The sequence below is a fragment of the Escherichia sp. E4742 genome (assembly GCF_005843885.1).
GTDB lineage: Bacteria > Pseudomonadota > Gammaproteobacteria > Enterobacterales > Enterobacteriaceae > Escherichia.
In genome coordinates, this window is the sequence record NZ_CP040443.1 from 616,168 (window position 1) to 635,303 (window position 19,136).

A 19,136-nucleotide genomic window follows, 5' to 3' on the forward strand; every position below is an offset into this window, starting at 1 on the left:
GTTATTATTGCCCGCTTATGTCGTCTGCATTGCACAGAGGACCCTTCAATGAACAGAGAAGAAATGCACTGTGATGTTGTCAAAATTTAAGCGTAATAAACATCAACAACACCTTGCCCAACTACCCAAGATTTCTCAATCAGTTGATGATGTCGATTTCTTTTACGCTCCCGCCGACTTCCGGGAGACGCTGCTGGAAAAAATAGCCAGCGCGAAGCAGCGCATTTGCATTGTCGCCCTGTATCTCGAACAGGATGACGGTGGCAAAGGCATTCTGAACGCGTTGTATGAAGCTAAAAGGCAGCGTCCGGAACTGGATGTGCGGGTGCTGGTCGACTGGCATCGTGCACAACGTGGACGCATTGGCGCTGCGGCATCTAACACTAACGCTGACTGGTACTGCCGCATGGCGCAGGAAAATCCGGGCGTAGATGTTCCGGTTTATGGCGTTCCAATCAATACCCGTGAAGCTCTTGGTGTTCTGCACTTTAAAGGCTTTATCATCGACGATAGCGTACTTTATAGCGGTGCCAGCCTGAACGATGTTTACCTGCATAAGCACGATAAATATCGCTACGACCGTTATCATCTGATCCGTAACCGTAAGATGTCAGACATTATGTTTGAATGGGTTACACAGAATATTATGAATGGCCGCGGCGTTAATCGTCTGGATGATGTTAATCGGCCAAAAAGCCCGGAAATCAAGAACGATATTCGTCTGTTCCGCCAGGAGCTGCGTGATGCCGCTTATCATTTCCAGGGCGATGCCGACAACGATCAGCTTTCCGTAACGCCGCTAGTGGGGCTGGGGAAATCGAGTCTGTTGAACAAGACCATTTTCCATCTTATGCCTTGTGCCGAGCAGAAACTAACCATCTGTACGCCATACTTCAACCTGCCAGCAATCCTTGTGCGCAATATTATCCAGTTGCTGCGCGAAGGGAAAAAGGTCGAAATTATTGTTGGTGATAAAACCGCGAACGACTTCTACATTCCGGAAGATGAACCTTTCAAGATAATTGGCGCATTGCCTTATCTCTATGAGATCAATCTGCGTCGTTTCCTGAGCCGTTTGCAGTATTACGTCAATACTGACCAGCTAGTGGTTCGGTTATGGAAAGATGACGACAACACCTATCACCTAAAAGGGATGTGGGTTGATGATAAGTGGATGTTGATCACCGGTAATAACCTGAACCCGCGCGCCTGGCGTCTGGATCTGGAAAACGCCATTTTGATCCACGATCCACAACTGGAGCTTGCGCCGCAGCGAGAGAAAGAACTGGAGCTGATCCGCAAGCATACCACCACCGTTAAGCACTATCGCGATCTGCAAAGTATTGCCGATTATCCGGTGAAGGTTCGTAAACTCATCCGCCGTTTGCGCCGTATCCGCATCGACCGATTAATTAGCCGCATCCTGTAATCACAACCCCGTCCTGTACGGGGTTTGTTTTTTGGAGGCCACGTTTTGCGTATTCTTTTTGTCTGTTCGCTATTGTTACTTTCTGGATGCAGCCATATGGCTAACGATAGCTGGAGCGGGCAGGATAAAGCTCAACACTTTATCGCCTCGGCGATGCTTTCCGCCGCCGGAAATGAATATTCACAGCATCAGGGGATGAGCCGGGATCGCAGTGCCATGTTTGGATTGATGTTCTCTGTCAGTTTGGGGGCGTCAAAAGAGCTTTGGGATAGCCGCCCCGAAGGGAGCGGCTGGAGCTGGAAGGATTTGGCCTGGGATGTCGCCGGTGCAAGCACCGGCTATACCGTCTGGCAACTGACCCGTCACTAAAGACGCATCCCCTTCCCTTTGCGATGTAGCATCAAAGAAACCAGAAACGCCACCACGGCCATCAAGGTCACATACCAGAAGAAGGCTGTTTCCATTCCTATTGATTTCAGCGACAACGCTACGTACTCCGCCGAACCACCAAATATAGCATTAGCGACCGCATATGACAGACCAACGCCTAATGCGCGAACCTGTGCCGGGAACATCTCAGCCTTCAGTATTCCACTGATTGATGTATAAAAACTCACTATCAGCAGGGCACACATCACCAGACCAAAAGCGGCATAAGGCGAGGAAACGTTTTGCAATGCTGAGAGAATAGGAACGGTAAAAATGGCTGCCAGCGAACCGAAACATAACATTGAGGTACGGCGACCAATCTTATCCGACAGCGCGCCAATGAGTGGTTGAATAAGCATGAATACAAACAATGCGGCAGTCATAATGCCACTCGCCACGTTGGCATGCATTCCCGCAGTATTTACCAGATACTTCTGCATATAAGTGGTGAAGGTATAGAAACAAAGGGAGCCCGCAGCGGTAAAACCGAGAACCATGATGAATGCACGGCGATTGCGCCATAATCCTTTCAGAGATCCAGCTTCTTTTAAAGCGCGCGTTTCTTGTTGCGAAGTTTCATCTAACTGACGACGTAACCACAACGCCACAACAGCTAACACAGCTCCTAACGCGAAAGGAATACGCCATCCCCACTCTCTGAGTGCAGCGTCTTCCATGGTGTGTTGTAAAACCACGACAACCAGTAGGGCTAGCAGTTGTCCGCCGATCAACGTCACATACTGAAATGATGCGTAAAAACCTTTGCGCCCTTCAACGGCAACTTCACTCATATAGGTGGCGCTGGTGCCATATTCTCCGCCAACGGATAATCCCTGAAATAAACGCGCGAGAAGCAATAATGCCGGAGCCCACGTACCGATTGTTTCATAACCAGGCAAACAGGCGATTACCAGTGAGCCGAAACACATCATACACACCGATAGCAGCATCGATTTTTTGCGACCATGTTTATCGGCTATGCGGCCAAATAGCCAACCGCCTATTGGGCGCATCAGGAATCCCGCAGCAAAAACACCTGCTGTTTGTAGTAGTTGAGTCGTCGTGTTCCCGGAAGGGAAGAAGATGTGGGCAAAGTAGAGTGAACAGAACGAGTAGACATAGAAATCGAACCACTCGACCAGATTACCTGAAGAGGCCCCCACAATCGCCCAAATGCGGCGACGAGTATCACTACTTGTCAGTTTGCTGTCTGCCGTTACAGTACTTTCAGCCATGCCATTATGTCTCCTGCCGTAATCCGATGCTTTTGTCGGTCGATGTTGTTTATTATTTGGTAAGATAAATGTTATACATTTGTTACTTATGTTTATGCAACCATAACTGCGAATTTAGTTAGCAGGAGAATGATTATTCTGGATGACCAAGAAGGATTTCAGGTGAGGTTGTCGTATGGAAATGGGCGAACATCTGGCGTATGCAAGGGAATGGTAGGGTCTTTATTTCTTAGTCAGAACCACATCAAGTGGTTTTTACTGCCTACGCTATTCAGGACGGATGACAGATAAAACAAAAGGCCCAGTCTTCCGACTGGGCCTTTTGTTTTATTTGATGCCTGGCAGTTCCCTACTCTCGCATGGGGAGACCCCACACTACCATCGGCGCTACGGCGTTTCACTTCTGAGTTCGGCATGGGGTCAGGTGGGACCACCGCGCTAAGGCCGCCAGGCAAATTCTGTTTTATCAACACGTCTTTCTTCGACATGTCGATGTAATCTGTATCAGGCTGAAAATCTTTCTCTCAATCCGCCAAAACATCTTCGGCGTTGTAAGGTTAAGCCTCACGGTTCATTAGTACCGGTTAGCTCAACGCATCGCTGCGCTTACACACCCGGCCTATCAACGTCGTCGTCTTCAACGTTCCTTCAGGACTCTCAAGGAGTCAGGGAGAACTCATCTCGGGGCAAGTTTCGTGCTTAGATGCTTTCAGCACTTATCTCTTCCGCATTTAGCTACCGGGCAGTGCCATTGGCATGACAACCCGAACACCAGTGATGCGTCCACTCCGGTCCTCTCGTACTAGGAGCAGCCCCCCTCAGTTCTCCAGCGCCCACGGCAGATAGGGACCGAACTGTCTCACGACGTTCTAAACCCAGCTCGCGTACCACTTTAAATGGCGAACAGCCATACCCTTGGGACCTACTTCAGCCCCAGGATGTGATGAGCCGACATCGAGGTGCCAAACACCGCCGTCGATATGAACTCTTGGGCGGTATCAGCCTGTTATCCCCGGAGTACCTTTTATCCGTTGAGCGATGGCCCTTCCATTCAGAACCACCGGATCACTATGACCTGCTTTCGCACCTGCTCGCGCCGTCACGCTCGCAGTCAAGCTGGCTTATGCCATTGCACTAACCTCCTGATGTCCGACCAGGATTAGCCAACCTTCGTGCTCCTCCGTTACTCTTTAGGAGGAGACCGCCCCAGTCAAACTACCCACCAGACACTGTCCGCAACCCGGATCACGGGTCTACGTTAGAACATCAAACATTAAAGGGTGGTATTTCAAGGTCGGCTCCATGCAGACTGGCGTCCACACTTCAAAGCCTCCCACCTATCCTACACATCAAGGCTCAATGTTCAGTGTCAAGCTATAGTAAAGGTTCACGGGGTCTTTCCGTCTTGCCGCGGGTACACTGCATCTTCACAGCGAGTTCAATTTCACTGAGTCTCGGGTGGAGACAGCCTGGCCATCATTACGCCATTCGTGCAGGTCGGAACTTACCCGACAAGGAATTTCGCTACCTTAGGACCGTTATAGTTACGGCCGCCGTTTACCGGGGCTTCGATCAAGAGCTTCGCTTGCGCTGACCCCATCAATTAACCTTCCGGCACCGGGCAGGCGTCACACCGTATACGTCCACTTTCGTGTTTGCACAGTGCTGTGTTTTTAATAAACAGTTGCAGCCAGCTGGTATCTTCGACTGATTTCAGCTCCACGAGCAAGTCGCTTCACCTACATATCAGCGTGCCTTCTCCCGAAGTTACGGCACCATTTTGCCTAGTTCCTTCACCCGAGTTCTCTCAAGCGCCTTGGTATTCTCTACCTGACCACCTGTGTCGGTTTGGGGTACGATTTGATGTTACCTGATGCTTAGAGGCTTTTCCTGGAAGCAGGGCATTTGTTGCTTCAGCACCGTAGTGCCTCGTCATCACGCCTCAGCCTTGATTTTCCGGATTTGCCTGGAAAACCAGCCTACACGCTTAAACCGGGACAACCGTCGCCCGGCCAACATAGCCTTCTCCGTCCCCCCTTCGCAGTAACACCAAGTACAGGAATATTAACCTGTTTCCCATCGACTACGCCTTTCGGCCTCGCCTTAGGGGTCGACTCACCCTGCCCCGATTAACGTTGGACAGGAACCCTTGGTCTTCCGGCGAGCGGGCTTTTCACCCGCTTTATCGTTACTTATGTCAGCATTCGCACTTCTGATACCTCCAGCATGCCTCACAGCACACCTTCAACGGCTTACAGAACGCTCCCCTACCCAACAACACATAGTGTCGCTGCCGCAGCTTCGGTGCATGGTTTAGCCCCGTTACATCTTCCGCGCAGGCCGACTCGACCAGTGAGCTATTACGCTTTCTTTAAATGATGGCTGCTTCTAAGCCAACATCCTGGCTGTCTGGGCCTTCCCACATCGTTTCCCACTTAACCATGACTTTGGGACCTTAGCTGGCGGTCTGGGTTGTTTCCCTCTTCACGACGGACGTTAGCACCCGCCGTGTGTCTCCCGTGATAACATTCTCCGGTATTCGCAGTTTGCATCGGGTTGGTAAGTCGGGATGACCCCCTTGCCGAAACAGTGCTCTACCCCCGGAGATGAATTCACGAGGCGCTACCTAAATAGCTTTCGGGGAGAACCAGCTATCTCCCGGTTTGATTGGCCTTTCACCCCCAGCCACAAGTCATCCGCTAATTTTTCAACATTAGTCGGTTCGGTCCTCCAGTTAGTGTTACCCAACCTTCAACCTGCCCATGGCTAGATCACCGGGTTTCGGGTCTATACCCTGCAACTTAACGCCCAGTTAAGACTCGGTTTCCCTTCGGCTCCCCTATTCGGTTAACCTTGCTACAGAATATAAGTCGCTGACCCATTATACAAAAGGTACGCAGTCACCCCATAAAGAGGCTCCCACTGCTTGTACGTACACGGTTTCAGGTTCTTTTTCACTCCCCTCGCCGGGGTTCTTTTCGCCTTTCCCTCACGGTACTGGTTCACTATCGGTCAGTCAGGAGTATTTAGCCTTGGAGGATGGTCCCCCCATATTCAGACAGGATACCACGTGTCCCGCCCTACTCATCGAGCTCACAGCATGTGCATTTTTGTGTACGGGGCTGTCACCCTGTATCGCGCGCCTTTCCAGACGCTTCCACTAACACACACACTGATTCAGGCTCTGGGCTGCTCCCCGTTCGCTCGCCGCTACTGGGGGAATCTCGGTTGATTTCTTTTCCTCGGGGTACTTAGATGTTTCAGTTCCCCCGGTTCGCCTCATTAACCTATGGATTCAGTTAATGATAGTGTGTCGAAACACACTGGGTTTCCCCATTCGGAAATCGCCGGTTATAACGGTTCATATCACCTTACCGACGCTTATCGCAGATTAGCACGTCCTTCATCGCCTCTGACTGCCAGGGCATCCACCGTGTACGCTTAGTCGCTTAACCTCACAACCCGAAGATGTTTCTTTCGATTCATCATCGTGTTGCGAAAATTTGAGAGACTCACGAACAACTTGCGTTGTTCAGTGTTTCAATTTTCAGCTTGATCCAGATTTTTAAAGAGCAAATATCTCAAACATCACTCGTAAGTGAGTTTTGAGATACAGTGGTCGGCGACTTTCACTCACAAACCAGCAAGTGGCGTCCCCTAGGGGATTCGAACCCCTGTTACCGCCGTGAAAGGGCGGTGTCCTGGGCCTCTAGACGAAGGGGACGTATCAGTCTGCTTCGCAAGACGCCTTGCTTTTTACTTTCTATCAGACAATCTGTGTGAGCACTGCAAAGAACAGTTCTTTAAGGTAAGGAGGTGATCCAACCGCAGGTTCCCCTACGGTTACCTTGTTACGACTTCACCCCAGTCATGAATCACAAAGTGGTAAGCGCCCTCCCGAAGGTTAAGCTACCTACTTCTTTTGCAACCCACTCCCATGGTGTGACGGGCGGTGTGTACAAGGCCCGGGAACGTATTCACCGTGGCATTCTGATCCACGATTACTAGCGATTCCGACTTCATGGAGTCGAGTTGCAGACTCCAATCCGGACTACGACGCACTTTATGAGGTCCGCTTGCTCTCGCGAGGTCGCTTCTCTTTGTATGCGCCATTGTAGCACGTGTGTAGCCCTGGTCGTAAGGGCCATGATGACTTGACGTCATCCCCACCTTCCTCCAGTTTATCACTGGCAGTCTCCTTTGAGTTCCCGGCCGGACCGCTGGCAACAAAGGATAAGGGTTGCGCTCGTTGCGGGACTTAACCCAACATTTCACAACACGAGCTGACGACAGCCATGCAGCACCTGTCTCACGGTTCCCGAAGGCACATTCTCATCTCTGAAAACTTCCGTGGATGTCAAGACCAGGTAAGGTTCTTCGCGTTGCATCGAATTAAACCACATGCTCCACCGCTTGTGCGGGCCCCCGTCAATTCATTTGAGTTTTAACCTTGCGGCCGTACTCCCCAGGCGGTCGACTTAACGCGTTAGCTCCGGAAGCCACGCCTCAAGGGCACAACCTCCAAGTCGACATCGTTTACGGCGTGGACTACCAGGGTATCTAATCCTGTTTGCTCCCCACGCTTTCGCACCTGAGCGTCAGTCTTCGTCCAGGGGGCCGCCTTCGCCACCGGTATTCCTCCAGATCTCTACGCATTTCACCGCTACACCTGGAATTCTACCCCCCTCTACGAGACTCAAGCTTGCCAGTATCAGATGCAGTTCCCAGGTTGAGCCCGGGGATTTCACATCTGACTTAACAAACCGCCTGCGTGCGCTTTACGCCCAGTAATTCCGATTAACGCTTGCACCCTCCGTATTACCGCGGCTGCTGGCACGGAGTTAGCCGGTGCTTCTTCTGCGGGTAACGTCAATGAGCAAAGGTATTAACTTTACTCCCTTCCTCCCCGCTGAAAGTACTTTACAACCCGAAGGCCTTCTTCATACACGCGGCATGGCTGCATCAGGCTTGCGCCCATTGTGCAATATTCCCCACTGCTGCCTCCCGTAGGAGTCTGGACCGTGTCTCAGTTCCAGTGTGGCTGGTCATCCTCTCAGACCAGCTAGGGATCGTCGCCTAGGTGAGCCGTTACCCCACCTACTAGCTAATCCCATCTGGGCACATCCGATGGCAAGAGGCCCGAAGGTCCCCCTCTTTGGTCTTGCGACGTTATGCGGTATTAGCTACCGTTTCCAGTAGTTATCCCCCTCCATCGGGCAGTTTCCCAGACATTACTCACCCGTCCGCCACTCGTCAGCGAATCAGCAAGCTGATTCCTGTTACCGTTCGACTTGCATGTGTTAGGCCTGCCGCCAGCGTTCAATCTGAGCCATGATCAAACTCTTCAATTTAAAAGTTTGATGCTCAAAGAATTAAACTTCGTAATGAATTACGTGTTCACTCTTGAGACTTGGTATTCATTTATCGTCTTGCGACGTTAAGAATCCGTATCTTCGAGTACCCACACAGATTGTCTGATAAATTGTTAAAGAGCAGTTGCGACGCGGCTTTCAGCTCACTGTCGCGAGGTGGCGTATATTACGCTTTCCTCTTTCAGAGTCAAGCGTTTATTTTCGCTTTTCTCTGCCAGAATTCTCAGGAGAATCCCGCTGACCCGGCGGCTTGTTCGCCGTTGTTCCGTGTCAGTGGTGGCGCATTATAGGGAGTTATTCTGAAGAGACAAGCGGAAAATATAAAAAATTTATCGTTCGTTCAATTCTTAAGCAAAACACCTTAAAAACGACCATTTCCGGTTGGAAATTAGACAAAAAGCGAGCCCCGAAGGGCTCGCTTTTCTTATTTACTGGACGGCGACAATCCGGTCTTCATTAACTTCCAGGCGAATAACTTTACCCGGAACCAATTCACCAGACAGTATTTGCTGTGCCAGCGGGTTTTCGATCTGCTGCTGGATTGCACGTTTCAGAGGACGTGCACCATAGACCGGATCGTAACCGTTCTCGCTCAGCAATTTCAGCGCCTCGTCAGAAATGTGGATTTCATAACCACGTTCTTCCAGACGTTTGTACAGACGTTTCAACTGAATCTGCGCAATCGACGCAATGTGCTGTTCACCCAGCGGATGGAAGACCACCACTTCATCGATACGGTTAATGAATTCCGGACGGAAGTTATGGCTTACCACGCCGAGCACCAGCTCTTTCATGTGCGCATAATCCAGTTCACCGAAGCGTTCCTGAATCAAATCGGAACCGAGGTTAGAGGTCATAATAACCACCGTATTACGGAAGTCGACCGTTCTACCCTGCCCGTCAGTCAAACGTCCATCATCCAGTACCTGCAACAGAATGTTGAAGACATCCGGATGCGCTTTTTCCACTTCATCCAGCAGGATGACGGAATACGGACGACGACGCACCGCTTCGGTCAGGTAGCCACCTTCTTCATAACCGACATATCCCGGAGGCGCACCAACCAGACGAGACACCGAGTGTTTCTCCATAAACTCGGACATATCGATACGGACCATCGCCTCGTCGCTATCAAACATAAAGTTCGCCAGCGCCTTACAAAGTTCAGTTTTACCCACACCAGTTGGGCCGAGGAACAGGAATGAACCAATCGGGCGATTTGGATCCGCCAGCCCCGCACGGCTACGACGAATAGCGTTAGATACCGCATCAACCGCTTCGTTCTGACCAATAACGCGCTGGTGCAGTTCTTGCTCCATACGCAGCAGTTTTTCGCGCTCGCTTTCCATCATGCGAGAAACCGGAATCCCCGTCCAACGCGCCAGCACTTCAGCAATTTCGGCGTCGGTCACTTTATTACGCAACAGACGCATAGTTTTACCTTCGAGCTGCGTTGCGGCTTCCAGTTGCTTTTCCAGTTCCGGGATTTTGCCGTATTGCAGTTCAGACATCCGCGCCAGGTCACCCACACGGCGAGCCTGTTCAATAGCGATTTTCGCCTGTTCCAGTTCCGCTTTAATGGTCTGCGTACCAGAGAGCGACGCTTTCTCTGCTTTCCACTCTTCTTCTAACTCGGAGTACTGACGTTCTTTGTCGCTCAGTTCTTCGTTGAGCATATCCAGGCGTTTTTTACTGGCTTCATCAGACTCTTTCATTAACGCCTGTTGTTCCAGTTTGAGCTGAATAATACGACGATCGAGGCGGTCGAGTTCTTCCGGTTTTGAGTCAATCTGCATACGAATGCTGGATGCCGCTTCATCGATCAGGTCGATGGCTTTATCCGGCAGCTGACGGTCAGCAATGTAGCGATGAGACAACGTCGCCGCTGCAACAATTGCCGGGTCAGTAATTTGCACATGGTGGTGCAGTTCGTAACGTTCTTTCAGGCCACGCAGAATCGCAATGGTATCTTCAACAGAAGGCTCGGCAACAAACACTTTCTGGAAACGACGTTCCAGCGCAGCATCTTTTTCGATGTACTGGCGATATTCGTCCAGCGTCGTGGCCCCCACGCAGTGCAGCTCACCACGTGCCAGTGCCGGTTTGAGCATATTCCCGGCGTCCATTGCGCCATCCGCTTTACCTGCGCCAACCATAGTATGTAATTCGTCGATAAACAGGATGACGTTGCCTTCCTGCTTGGAGAGATCGTTAAGCACGCCTTTTAAACGTTCTTCAAACTCACCGCGATATTTCGCCCCAGCCACCAGCGCGCCCATATCCAGCGCCAGTACGCGGCGGCCTTTCAGCCCTTCCGGCACTTCGCCATTGATAATACGCTGCGCCAGACCTTCAACTATGGCAGTTTTACCAACACCAGGTTCACCAATCAGCACCGGGTTATTTTTAGTACGACGTTGCAGTACCTGAATAGTACGGCGAATTTCTTCATCACGACCAATCACCGGATCGAGTTTGCCTTGTTCGGCTCGTTCGGTAAGGTCGATGGTGTATTTTTTCAAAGCCTGACGTTGGTCTTCAGCTCCTTGATCGTTCACGCTTTCACCTCCGCGCATTTGTTCAATCGCTTGAGTAATGTTGGCGGTGGTCGCCCCTGCTGCTTTCAGGATATCGGCCAGCGTGCCGCGAGACTCAAGTGCCGCCAGAACGAACAGTTCTGACGAGATAAAGTTATCACCACGTTTTTGCGCCAGCTTGTCGCAAAGATTAAGAACGCGCACCAGATCCTGTGATGGCTGGACATCGCCACCTGTACCTTCAACCTGTGGTAAACGGTTTAATGCCTGAGTGATATCTGTGCGCAACTGGCCAGCATTGATGCCAGCAGATGTTAATAAAGGACTAACCGAACCCCCTTCCTGATTCAGCAGGGCGCTCATTAAATGAAGTGGTTCGATGAATTGGTTGTCGTGCCCGAGTGCAAGTGATTGGGCATCGGCAAGAGCAAGCTGGAATTTATTAGTAAGACGATCCAGACGCATAACTCCTCCCATAACGGATCAAAGTTGCTACTGGAGATTAAATGAGGTCATCCCTCAATTATTCAAGGTTATTGACCAGATTAATGTGAAAAGAAAATCACGCGTACCGGATCGTCTTGATTCTTTAGGTTATATCAGCCAAATGAAACTTGCCATACGACCGGTGGTCTTGTCGCGACGATAAGAGAAGAAAGTCTCATTTTCCGTATATGTACAACGGTCGCCGCCGAAAATTTGCTCAACACCAATGCTCGCCAGACGCTGTCGGGCAAGCTGATAAATATCCGCCAGATACTTATCACCATGCTGAATGAAAGCTGTACTCGCTTTGGCGTCTACTGCCATAAACGCCTCGCGAACCTCCGGCCCCACTTCAAACGCGCGTGGACCAATTGCCGGCCCCAACCAGGCAAGAATGTTTTCGGGCTTATCGGCAAAACAGGAAACCGTCTCTTCCAGAACGCCAGCGCACAATCCGCGCCAGCCTGCATGGGCAGCCGCGACTTCCGTTCCTGCCCGATTGCAAAACAGCACGGGCAGGCAATCGGCTGTCATTACGGCACAAACCGTGCCGGGTGTGTTGCTATACGAGGCATCCGCCCGTTTTGAGGTATAAGGTTCGCCAGTAAGCTTAAGCACATCTTTACCGTGTACCTGCTCAAGCCAGACCGGTTTTGAAGGCAAATTACCCGCAGCAAAAAGTCGCTTGCGATTTTCCTCGACGTGCTCCGGGTTATCACCACAATGAGCACCGAGGTTGAGCGAGTCGTAGGGCGGCAAGCTCACGCCGCCGACACGGGTAGAGCTACAGGCCGCAACACCTTTTGGCAGCGGCCACTGCGGGACAATCAGCTTACTCATAACCAGTCCACTTCATCCTTATGCTCTTCGAAATCGGCGCGCATCACCTCAATCAGCTCCACCATATCTTGTGGAATAGGCGCATGCCATTCCATTTCGATGCCGGAGATCGGGTGATAAAGACGCAGCATGGTTGCATGAAGCGCCTGACGATCAAACTTACGCAGCGTGGAGATAAACGCTTCCGAAGCCCCTTTTGGCGGACGCGGACGGCCACCATAAACCGGATCGCCCACCAGCGGATGGGTGATATGGGCCATATGCACGCGGATCTGGTGCGTACGTCCAGTTTCCAGACGCAGCCGCAGACGCGTGTGCACACGGAAGTGTTCCATAATGCGATAGTGAGTGACCGCCGGTTTGCCCATCGGATGCACCGCCATATGTGTACGTTTGGTCGGATGGCGACTGATTGGCTCGTCCACCGTGCCACCAGCAGTCATATGACCAATTGCCACCGCTTCGTACTCACGAGTAATTTCACGCCGTTGCAAAGATTCTACTAAACGCGTCTGAGCCGGAACGGTTTTTGCGACAACCATCAGGCCAGTGGTGTCTCTATCCAGACGATGGACAATGCCCGCACGCGGTACATCGGCAATGGGCGGATAGTAATGAAGCAACGCATTCAATACCGTGCCATCCGGGTTACCCGCGCCAGGATGTACCACCAGGTCGCGCGGTTTATTAATGACGATAATGTCTTCATCTTCATAGACGATATCCAGCGGGATATCCTGCGGTTCAAAACGCGCTTCTTCTTCAATCTCGGCGTTGATGGCAACCTGCTCGCCACCCAATACTTTTTCTTTCGGCTTATCACAAACTTTGCCGTTAACCAGCACGCGCTGGTCCAGGATCCATTCTTTTATTCGCGAACGTGAATAATCCGGGAACATTTCGGCTAAAGCCTGATCTAAGCGTTGACCGAGTTGGTTTTCGGACACTGTTGCAGTGAGTTCTACTCGTTGTGCCATATATACTGCTTCTTCGTTTATCGTTGGGGTTTTACGGCTTTGCCGTTTAATATAGTGTGCTATTGTAGCTGGTCTTAACCGGGAGCAGGAACAGAGAATCTCCCGTATTACATTTTGAGGAAAGTCAAAACGTCATGACGCGCATGAAATATCTGGTGGCAGCCGCCACACTAAGCCTGTTTTTGGCGGGTTGCTCGGGGTCAAAGGAAGAAGTACCTGATAATCCGCCAAATAAAATTTACGCGACTGCACAACAAAAGCTGCAGGACGGTAACTGGAGACAGGCAATAACGCAACTGGAAGCGTTAGATAATCGCTATCCGTTTGGTCCGTATTCGCAGCAGGTGCAGCTGGATCTCATCTACGCCTACTATAAAAACGCCGATCTGCCGTTAGCACAGGCTGCCATCGATCGTTTTATTCGCCTCAACCCGACCCATCCGAATATCGATTACGTCATGTACATGCGTGGCCTGACCAATATGGCGCTGGATGATAGCGCATTGCAAGGGTTCTTTGGCGTTGACCGTAGCGATCGCGATCCTCAACATGCCCGAGCTGCGTTTAGTGACTTTTCCAAACTGGTGCGCGGCTATCCAAACAGCCAGTACACCACTGATGCAACCAAACGTCTGGTGTTCCTGAAAGATCGTCTGGCGAAATATGAATACTCCGTTGCAGAGTACTACACCGAACGTGGCGCATGGGTTGCCGTCGTCAACCGCGTCGAAGGCATGCTGCGTGACTACCCGGATACCCAGGCTACGCGTGATGCGCTGCCGCTGATGGAAAATGCTTACCGCCAGATGCAGATGAACGCTCAGGCTGAAAAAGTCGCGAAAATTATTGCCGCTAACAGCAGCAACACTTAACAGGTGTGATAGACGCAAAACGGCAGCCCTGGAGCTGCCGTTTTTTTATTCGATTTAAACGCTAACTAAAGCGATTCAGTCGCGACTGATCCTATCAAATATGGCTCGCTTTGAGACATTCCTCAAGTAAAAAAACACCTCTTCCTGCGATTTCTCACAAAAAAACTTCGTTGACAAAAAGTGACAAAATTATGAGATTTTCATCACACATTTTGACATCAGGAGCGGTATGCTGAATTCACCAAGACGGGAAGACAAGAGGTAAAATTTATGACAATGAACATTACCAGCAAACAAATGGAAATTACTCCGGCAATCCGCCAACATGTCGAAGACCGTCTCGCCAAACTGGAAAAATGGCAAACGCACCTGATTAATCCGCATATCATTCTGTCCAAGGAACCACAAGGGTTCGTTGCTGACGCCACTATCAATACACCTAACGGCGTTCTGGTTGCCAGTGGTAAACATGAAGATATGTACACTGCAATTAACGAATTGATCAACAAGCTGGAACGGCAGCTCAATAAACTGCAGCACAAAGGCGAAGCACGTCGTGCCGCAACGTCGGTGAAAGACGCCAACTTCGTCGAAGAAGTTGAAGAAGAGTAGTCCTTTATATTGAGTGTATCGCCAACGCGCCTTCGGGCGCGTTTTTTGTTGACAGCGTGAAAACAGTACGGGTACTGTACTGAAGTCGCTTAAGGAAACAAACATGAAACACACGCCGTTCTTCTTCGCATTCTTTTTTACCCTCCCCTGAATGGGAGGCGTTTCGTCGTGTGAAACAGAATGCGAAGACGAACAATAAGGCCTCCCAAATCGGGAGGCCTTTTTTATTGATAACAAGAAAGGCAACACTATGACATCGGAAAACCCATTACTGGCGCTGCGCGAGAAAATCAGCGCGTTGGATGAAAAATTGCTGGCGTTACTGGCAGAGCGGCGCGAGCTAGCCGTTGAGGTGGGAAAAGCCAAACTGCTTTCTCATCGCCCGGTGCGTGATATCGATCGTGAGCGCGATTTGCTGGAAAGATTAATTACGCTTGGTAAGACACACCATCTGGATGCCCACTACATTATTCGCCTGTTCCAGCTCATCATTGAAGATTCCGTATTAACTCAGCAGGCTTTACTCCAGCAGCATCTCAATAAAATTAATCCGCACTCAGCCCGCATTGCTTTTCTCGGTCCCAAAGGTTCTTATTCACATCTTGCGGCGCGCCAGTACGCTGCCCGTCACTTTGAGCAATTCATTGAAAGCGGCTGCGCCAAATTTGCCGATATTTTTAATCAGGTGGAAACCGGCCAGGCCGACTATGCCGTCGTACCGATCGAAAACACCAGCTCCGGCGCAATAAACGACGTTTACGATCTGCTGCAACATACCAGCTTGTCGATTGTTGGTGAGATGACGTTAACTATCGACCATTGTTTGCTGGTTTCCGGCACCACCGATTTATCGGCTATCAACACGGTCTACAGCCACCCGCAGCCGTTCCAGCAATGCAGCAAATTCCTTAACCGTTACCCGCACTGGAAGATTGAATATACCGAGAGTACGTCCGCGGCAATGGAAAAGGTTGCGCAGGCAAAATCACCGCATGTTGCTGCGTTGGGAAGCGAAGCTGGCGGTTCCTTGTACGGTTTACAGGTACTGGAGCGCATTGAGGCGAATCAACGACAAAACTTCACCCGATTTGTGGTGCTGGCACGTAAAGCCATTAACGTGTCTGACCAGGTTCCGGCAAAAACCACACTGTTAATGGCTACCGGACAACAAGCTGGTGCTCTGGTTGAAGCGTTGCTGGTATTGCGCAACCACAATCTGATTATGACCCGTCTGGAATCACGCCCGATTCACGGTAATCCGTGGGAAGAGATGTTTTATCTGGATATTCAGGCCAATCTTGAATCCGTGGAAATGCAAAAGGCGTTAAAAGAGTTAGGGGAAATCACCCGTTCAATGAAGGTATTGGGCTGTTACCCAAGTGAGAACGTAGTGCCTGTTGATCCAACCTGATGACAAAAGCCGGATGATGTGAATCATCCGGCACAGGATTATTACTGGCGGCTATCGTTCGCCTGACGCAATAATACGCGGCTTTCATTCTGGAAGCGTTGTGCGTAATCGCCGAACCAATGCTCCACCTTGCGGAAGCTGTCAATAAACGCCTGCTTATCGCCCTGCTCCAGCAACTCAATCGCCTCACCAAAACGCTTATAGTAACGTTTGATCAACGCCAGATTACGTTCTGAAGACATAATAATGTCGGCATAAAGCTGCGGATCCTGGGCAAACAGTCGCCCGACCATCGCCAGCTCAAGACGATATATGGGCGAAGAGAGTGCCAGAAGCTGCTCAAGCTGAACATTTTCTTCTGCCAGATGCAGGCCATAAGCAAAAGTGGCAAAGTGGCGCAACGCCTGGATAAACGCCATATTCTGATCATGTTCGACGGCGCTAATGCGATGCAGTCGCGCGCCCCAGACCTGAATTTGTTCAAGAAACCATTGGTACGCTTCTGGCTGACGTCCATCACACCAGACCACGACCTGCTTCGCCAGGCTGCCGCTATCCGGACCAAACATCGGGTGAAGCCCCAGCACTGGACCATCATGCGCCGCCAGCATGGCCTGTAACGGCCCATTTTTCACTGATGCCAGATCGACCAGAATACAGTCTTGCGGTAAACGTGGTAATTTGGCGATGACCTGTTCAGTCACATGAATAGGCACGCTGACAATTACCATACCGGCATCGGCAACAATCTCAGCCGCGCGATCCCAGTCATGTTGTTCAAGAATCCGCACCTGATAGCCAGACAGCGTAAGCATCTTCTCGAACAAGCGCCCCATCTGACCGCCGCCACCAACAATGACTACGGGACGTAGTGAAGGACAAAGCGTTTTAAACCCTTTGTCGTTTTCACTGGAGTAGGACTCACGCATTACCCGACGCAGAACATCTTCAATCAGATCTGGCGGCACGCCGAGGGCTTCCGCTTCAGCGCGCCGCGAGGCCAGCATCGATGCCTCGCGCTCCGGAACATAAATGGGCAACCCAAAGCGACTTTTCACCTCGCCGACCTCGGCGACCAGTTCCAGACGCTTCGCTAATAACTTCAGCAGTTCTTTATCGACTTCATCAATTTGATCGCGTAACGCGGTCAACTCAGCAACCATAATAAACCTCTTAAGCCACGCGCGCCGTCAGCTGCCCGTTCAGATCCTGATGAATCTCACGCAGCAAGGCATCGGTCATTTCCCAGCTTATGCAGGCATCTGTTACGGATACACCGTATTTCATTTCACTGCGCGGTTGCTCGGAAGACTGATTGCCTTCGTGGATGTTACTTTCGATCATCAGACCAATAATTGAGCGATTGCCATCTTTAATTTGAGCAACCACGGATTCTGCCACCGCAGGCTGACGGCGATAATCTTTATTGGAATTACCGTGGCTGCAATCTACCATCAGTGAGGGGCGCAGTCCCGCCTGTTCCATCTCTTTTTCACATTGCGCGACATCCGCAGGGCTGTAGTTCGGTGCTTTACCGCCGCGCAGGATCACATGTCCGTCAGGATTACCCTGAGTTTGTAGCAGCGCCACCTGTCCTGCCTGATTAATACCAACAAAGCGATGCGGTTGTGCAGCGGCACGCATAGCATTGATTGCTGTCGCCAGACTGCCATCAGTGCCGTTTTTAAAACCAACCGGCATGGAAAGCCCGGATGCCATTTCACGGTGCGTTTGCGATTCCGTGGTACGAGCCCCAATTGCCGACCAACTAAACAGGTCACCCAAATATTGCGGGCTGTTTGGATCTAACGCTTCCGTCGCCAACGGTAATCCCATATCTACCAGTTCCAACAGCAACTTACGTGCAATCTTTAATCCTGTTTCAACATCAAAGGAGCCATCCATATGTGGATCGTTAATCAACCCTTTCCAGCCGACAGTAGTACGGGGCTTTTCAAAATAGACGCGCATCACCAAATAGAGGCTATCGCTGACCTCTGCGGCAAGGGCTTTAAATCGACGAGCATATTCCAGTGCAGTTTCAGGATCATGAATGGAACAAGGACCACACACCACCAGCAGCCGGGGATCGTGCCCGGCGATGATATCTGAAATAGTTTTACGCGAATCAGCAATCTGGGCCTCTTGTTGTCGGCTTAATGGAAAAGCTGCCTTCAACTGTTCCGGGGTCATCAGAACCTGTTCGTCGGTAATATGTACGTTGTTCAGCGCGTCTTTTTGCATGATGGCGATCCTGTTTATGCTCGTTTGCGATAGTTGATCCTCAGCGAGGATGACGCAACGATATCACAACGAGTAAAGATTTCAATCCATATTTCGTAAATAATAGTTTACAGAAGCAATTCATATGCGTTTTAACCATCAATAAATGTACAAATAAATTTACACACACAATAAAAACAATCCGCTATGCTTTGAAAAAGGAGAAAAAACAATGAAACACTTTATCGCACCTTTGTTAGCTTTGGTTGTTAGCGGCTGTCAGATTGATCCCTATACTCACGCACCAACCTTGACCAGCACTGACTGGTATGATGTTGGTATGGAAGATGCGATATCAGGCGTTGCTATAAAAAATGACGATGCTTTTAACGATTCACAGGCTGATCGGGGGATATATCTTAAAGGATATGCCGAAGGGCAAAAGAAAACCTGCCAGGTCGATTTTACTTATGCCCGAGGGCTTTCCGGTAAAAGTTTCCCTGCCAGCTGCAACAATGTAGAAAATGCCAGCCAATTGCATGAAGTATGGCAAAAAGGAGCTGATGAAAATGCCCGCACGATGAGACTTAATTAATTTAAATCCCACCACAAAATTAATCATAAGATTTAACTTATTCGATTTTTAATTCTCTTCTGGATGACGACTACACAAAAGAATGATATTTTAATGAACATTCTGAAAAATTTTCGAT

13 protein-coding genes, 1 tRNA gene, 3 rRNA genes and 1 other annotated feature are annotated in these 19,136 nt (G+C 50.3%); of the genes, 7 read left to right on the forward strand and 10 right to left on the reverse strand.

Features of this window, described 5'->3' with window-relative positions:
• The first annotated feature begins 73 nt into the window (after positions 1-73).
• Together pssA and FEM44_RS02935 are read left to right on the forward strand one after the other, a co-directional pair.
• Positions 74-1,429, forward strand: a complete 1,356-nt coding sequence (gene pssA / locus FEM44_RS02930; RefSeq protein WP_135521448.1) for a CDP-diacylglycerol--serine O-phosphatidyltransferase — start codon at positions 74-76, stop codon at positions 1,427-1,429.
• A gap of 45 nt (positions 1,430-1,474) precedes the next feature.
• Positions 1,475-1,798, forward strand: a complete 324-nt coding sequence (locus tag FEM44_RS02935) for a YfiM family lipoprotein (protein WP_001300818.1) — start codon at positions 1,475-1,477, stop codon at positions 1,796-1,798.
• Here the strand turns inward: FEM44_RS02935 and kgtP are convergent.
• From kgtP to rluD, 8 genes are all read right to left on the reverse strand, one after another.
• A complete protein-coding gene (kgtP, locus tag FEM44_RS02940; protein ID WP_000841103.1) occupies positions 1,795-3,093 on the reverse strand; it encodes an alpha-ketoglutarate permease in 1,299 nt (432 codons plus the stop codon). The two genes, FEM44_RS02935 and kgtP, sit on opposite strands and share 4 nt — an antisense overlap.
• 336 nt (positions 3,094-3,429) lie before the next feature.
• Positions 3,430-3,545: ribosomal RNA gene (gene rrf, locus FEM44_RS02950) — 5S ribosomal RNA — on the reverse strand.
• Between the two features lie 101 nt (positions 3,546-3,646).
• Positions 3,647-6,548: ribosomal RNA gene (locus FEM44_RS02955) — 23S ribosomal RNA — on the reverse strand.
• Positions 6,549-6,741: 193 nt separating this feature from the next.
• Positions 6,742-6,817 (reverse strand) — tRNA-Glu (locus FEM44_RS02960).
• An 85-nt stretch (positions 6,818-6,902) separates the two neighbouring features.
• Positions 6,903-8,444 (reverse strand): 16S ribosomal RNA (locus tag FEM44_RS02965).
• The 16S, 23S and 5S rRNA genes sit together here with 1 tRNA gene alongside, the layout of an rRNA operon.
• 449 nt (positions 8,445-8,893) lie before the next feature.
• Positions 8,894-11,467: an ATP-dependent chaperone ClpB gene (gene clpB / locus FEM44_RS02970; RefSeq protein ID WP_130259644.1), complete on the reverse strand. Its 2,574-nt coding sequence runs from the start codon at positions 11,465-11,467 to the stop codon at positions 8,894-8,896.
• 129 nt (positions 11,468-11,596) lie between these two features.
• The gene (gene yfiH / locus FEM44_RS02975) at positions 11,597-12,328 is read right to left on the reverse strand and encodes a purine nucleoside phosphorylase YfiH (RefSeq protein ID WP_135521439.1); all 732 of its coding nucleotides are present in this window, start codon (positions 12,326-12,328) and stop codon (positions 11,597-11,599) included.
• On the reverse strand, positions 12,325-13,305 hold the full coding sequence (gene rluD, locus FEM44_RS02980) for a 23S rRNA pseudouridine(1911/1915/1917) synthase RluD (protein ID WP_135521437.1): 981 nt from the start codon (positions 13,303-13,305) through the stop codon (positions 12,325-12,327). The genes yfiH and rluD overlap by 4 nt, the downstream gene beginning before the upstream one ends.
• Positions 13,306-13,439: 134 nt before the next feature.
• On the opposite strand from rluD, the gene bamD reads away from it, so the two are divergent.
• From bamD to pheA, 4 genes are all read left to right on the forward strand, one after another.
• The gene (gene bamD, locus FEM44_RS02985) at positions 13,440-14,177 is read left to right on the forward strand and encodes an outer membrane protein assembly factor BamD (RefSeq protein WP_135521435.1); all 738 of its coding nucleotides are present in this window, start codon (positions 13,440-13,442) and stop codon (positions 14,175-14,177) included.
• Positions 14,178-14,447: 270 nt separating this feature from the next.
• Positions 14,448-14,789 carry a ribosome-associated translation inhibitor RaiA gene (gene raiA, locus FEM44_RS02990; protein ID WP_000178461.1) on the forward strand — a complete coding sequence of 114 codons (342 nt, stop codon included), beginning with the start codon at positions 14,448-14,450 and terminating at the stop codon, positions 14,787-14,789.
• A gap of 102 nt (positions 14,790-14,891) precedes the next feature.
• Positions 14,892-15,017 (forward strand) — a sequence feature (Phe leader region).
• Complete coding sequence (gene pheL, locus FEM44_RS02995) at positions 14,893-14,940, forward strand: pheA operon leader peptide PheL (protein ID WP_100249876.1); 48 nt, start codon at positions 14,893-14,895, stop codon at positions 14,938-14,940. It overlaps the preceding feature by 48 nt.
• 22 nt (positions 15,018-15,039) lie before the next feature.
• Positions 15,040-16,200 (forward strand): bifunctional chorismate mutase/prephenate dehydratase, encoded by a 1,161-nt coding sequence (gene pheA, locus FEM44_RS03000; protein WP_135521433.1) that lies wholly within the window; start codon positions 15,040-15,042, stop codon positions 16,198-16,200.
• Positions 16,201-16,241: 41 nt separating this feature from the next.
• Here pheA and tyrA read toward each other — a convergent pair whose 3' ends face one another.
• Both tyrA and aroF read right to left on the reverse strand, forming a co-directional pair.
• Entirely contained in the window at positions 16,242-17,363 is a 1,122-nt protein-coding gene (gene tyrA / locus FEM44_RS03005; RefSeq protein WP_135521430.1) for a bifunctional chorismate mutase/prephenate dehydrogenase, read from the reverse strand.
• A 10-nt stretch (positions 17,364-17,373) separates the two neighbouring features.
• The gene (gene aroF / locus FEM44_RS03010; RefSeq protein ID WP_135521427.1) at positions 17,374-18,444 is read right to left on the reverse strand and encodes a 3-deoxy-7-phosphoheptulonate synthase AroF; all 1,071 of its coding nucleotides are present in this window, start codon (positions 18,442-18,444) and stop codon (positions 17,374-17,376) included.
• A 211-nt stretch (positions 18,445-18,655) separates the two neighbouring features.
• Here aroF and FEM44_RS03015 point away from each other — a divergent pair, with 211 nt between their 5' ends.
• Positions 18,656-19,018 (forward strand): DUF2799 domain-containing protein, encoded by a 363-nt coding sequence (locus tag FEM44_RS03015; RefSeq protein WP_130221576.1) that lies wholly within the window; start codon positions 18,656-18,658, stop codon positions 19,016-19,018.
• Positions 19,019-19,136 lie beyond the last annotated feature (118 nt).

What these genes read in the sequence shown, in the direction of transcription:
- pssA (WP_135521448.1), top strand. Translation starts at nt 74, where the DNA reads ATGTTGTCAAAATTTAAGCGTAATAAACATCAACAACACCTTGCCCAA.
- kgtP (WP_000841103.1), bottom strand. Translation starts at nt 3,093, where the DNA reads ATGGCTGAAAGTACTGTAACGGCAGACAGCAAACTGACAAGTAGTGAT.
- clpB (WP_130259644.1), bottom strand. Translation starts at nt 11,467, where the DNA reads ATGCGTCTGGATCGTCTTACTAATAAATTCCAGCTTGCTCTTGCCGAT.
- yfiH (WP_135521439.1), bottom strand. Translation starts at nt 12,328, where the DNA reads ATGAGTAAGCTGATTGTCCCGCAGTGGCCGCTGCCAAAAGGTGTTGCG.
- rluD (WP_135521437.1), bottom strand. Translation starts at nt 13,305, where the DNA reads ATGGCACAACGAGTAGAACTCACTGCAACAGTGTCCGAAAACCAACTC.
- bamD (WP_135521435.1), top strand. Translation starts at nt 13,440, where the DNA reads ATGACGCGCATGAAATATCTGGTGGCAGCCGCCACACTAAGCCTGTTT.
- raiA (WP_000178461.1), top strand. Translation starts at nt 14,448, where the DNA reads ATGACAATGAACATTACCAGCAAACAAATGGAAATTACTCCGGCAATC.
- pheA (WP_135521433.1), top strand. Translation starts at nt 15,040, where the DNA reads ATGACATCGGAAAACCCATTACTGGCGCTGCGCGAGAAAATCAGCGCG.
- tyrA (WP_135521430.1), bottom strand. Translation starts at nt 17,363, where the DNA reads ATGGTTGCTGAGTTGACCGCGTTACGCGATCAAATTGATGAAGTCGAT.
- aroF (WP_135521427.1), bottom strand. Translation starts at nt 18,444, where the DNA reads ATGCAAAAAGACGCGCTGAACAACGTACATATTACCGACGAACAGGTT.
- FEM44_RS03015 (WP_130221576.1), top strand. Translation starts at nt 18,656, where the DNA reads ATGAAACACTTTATCGCACCTTTGTTAGCTTTGGTTGTTAGCGGCTGT.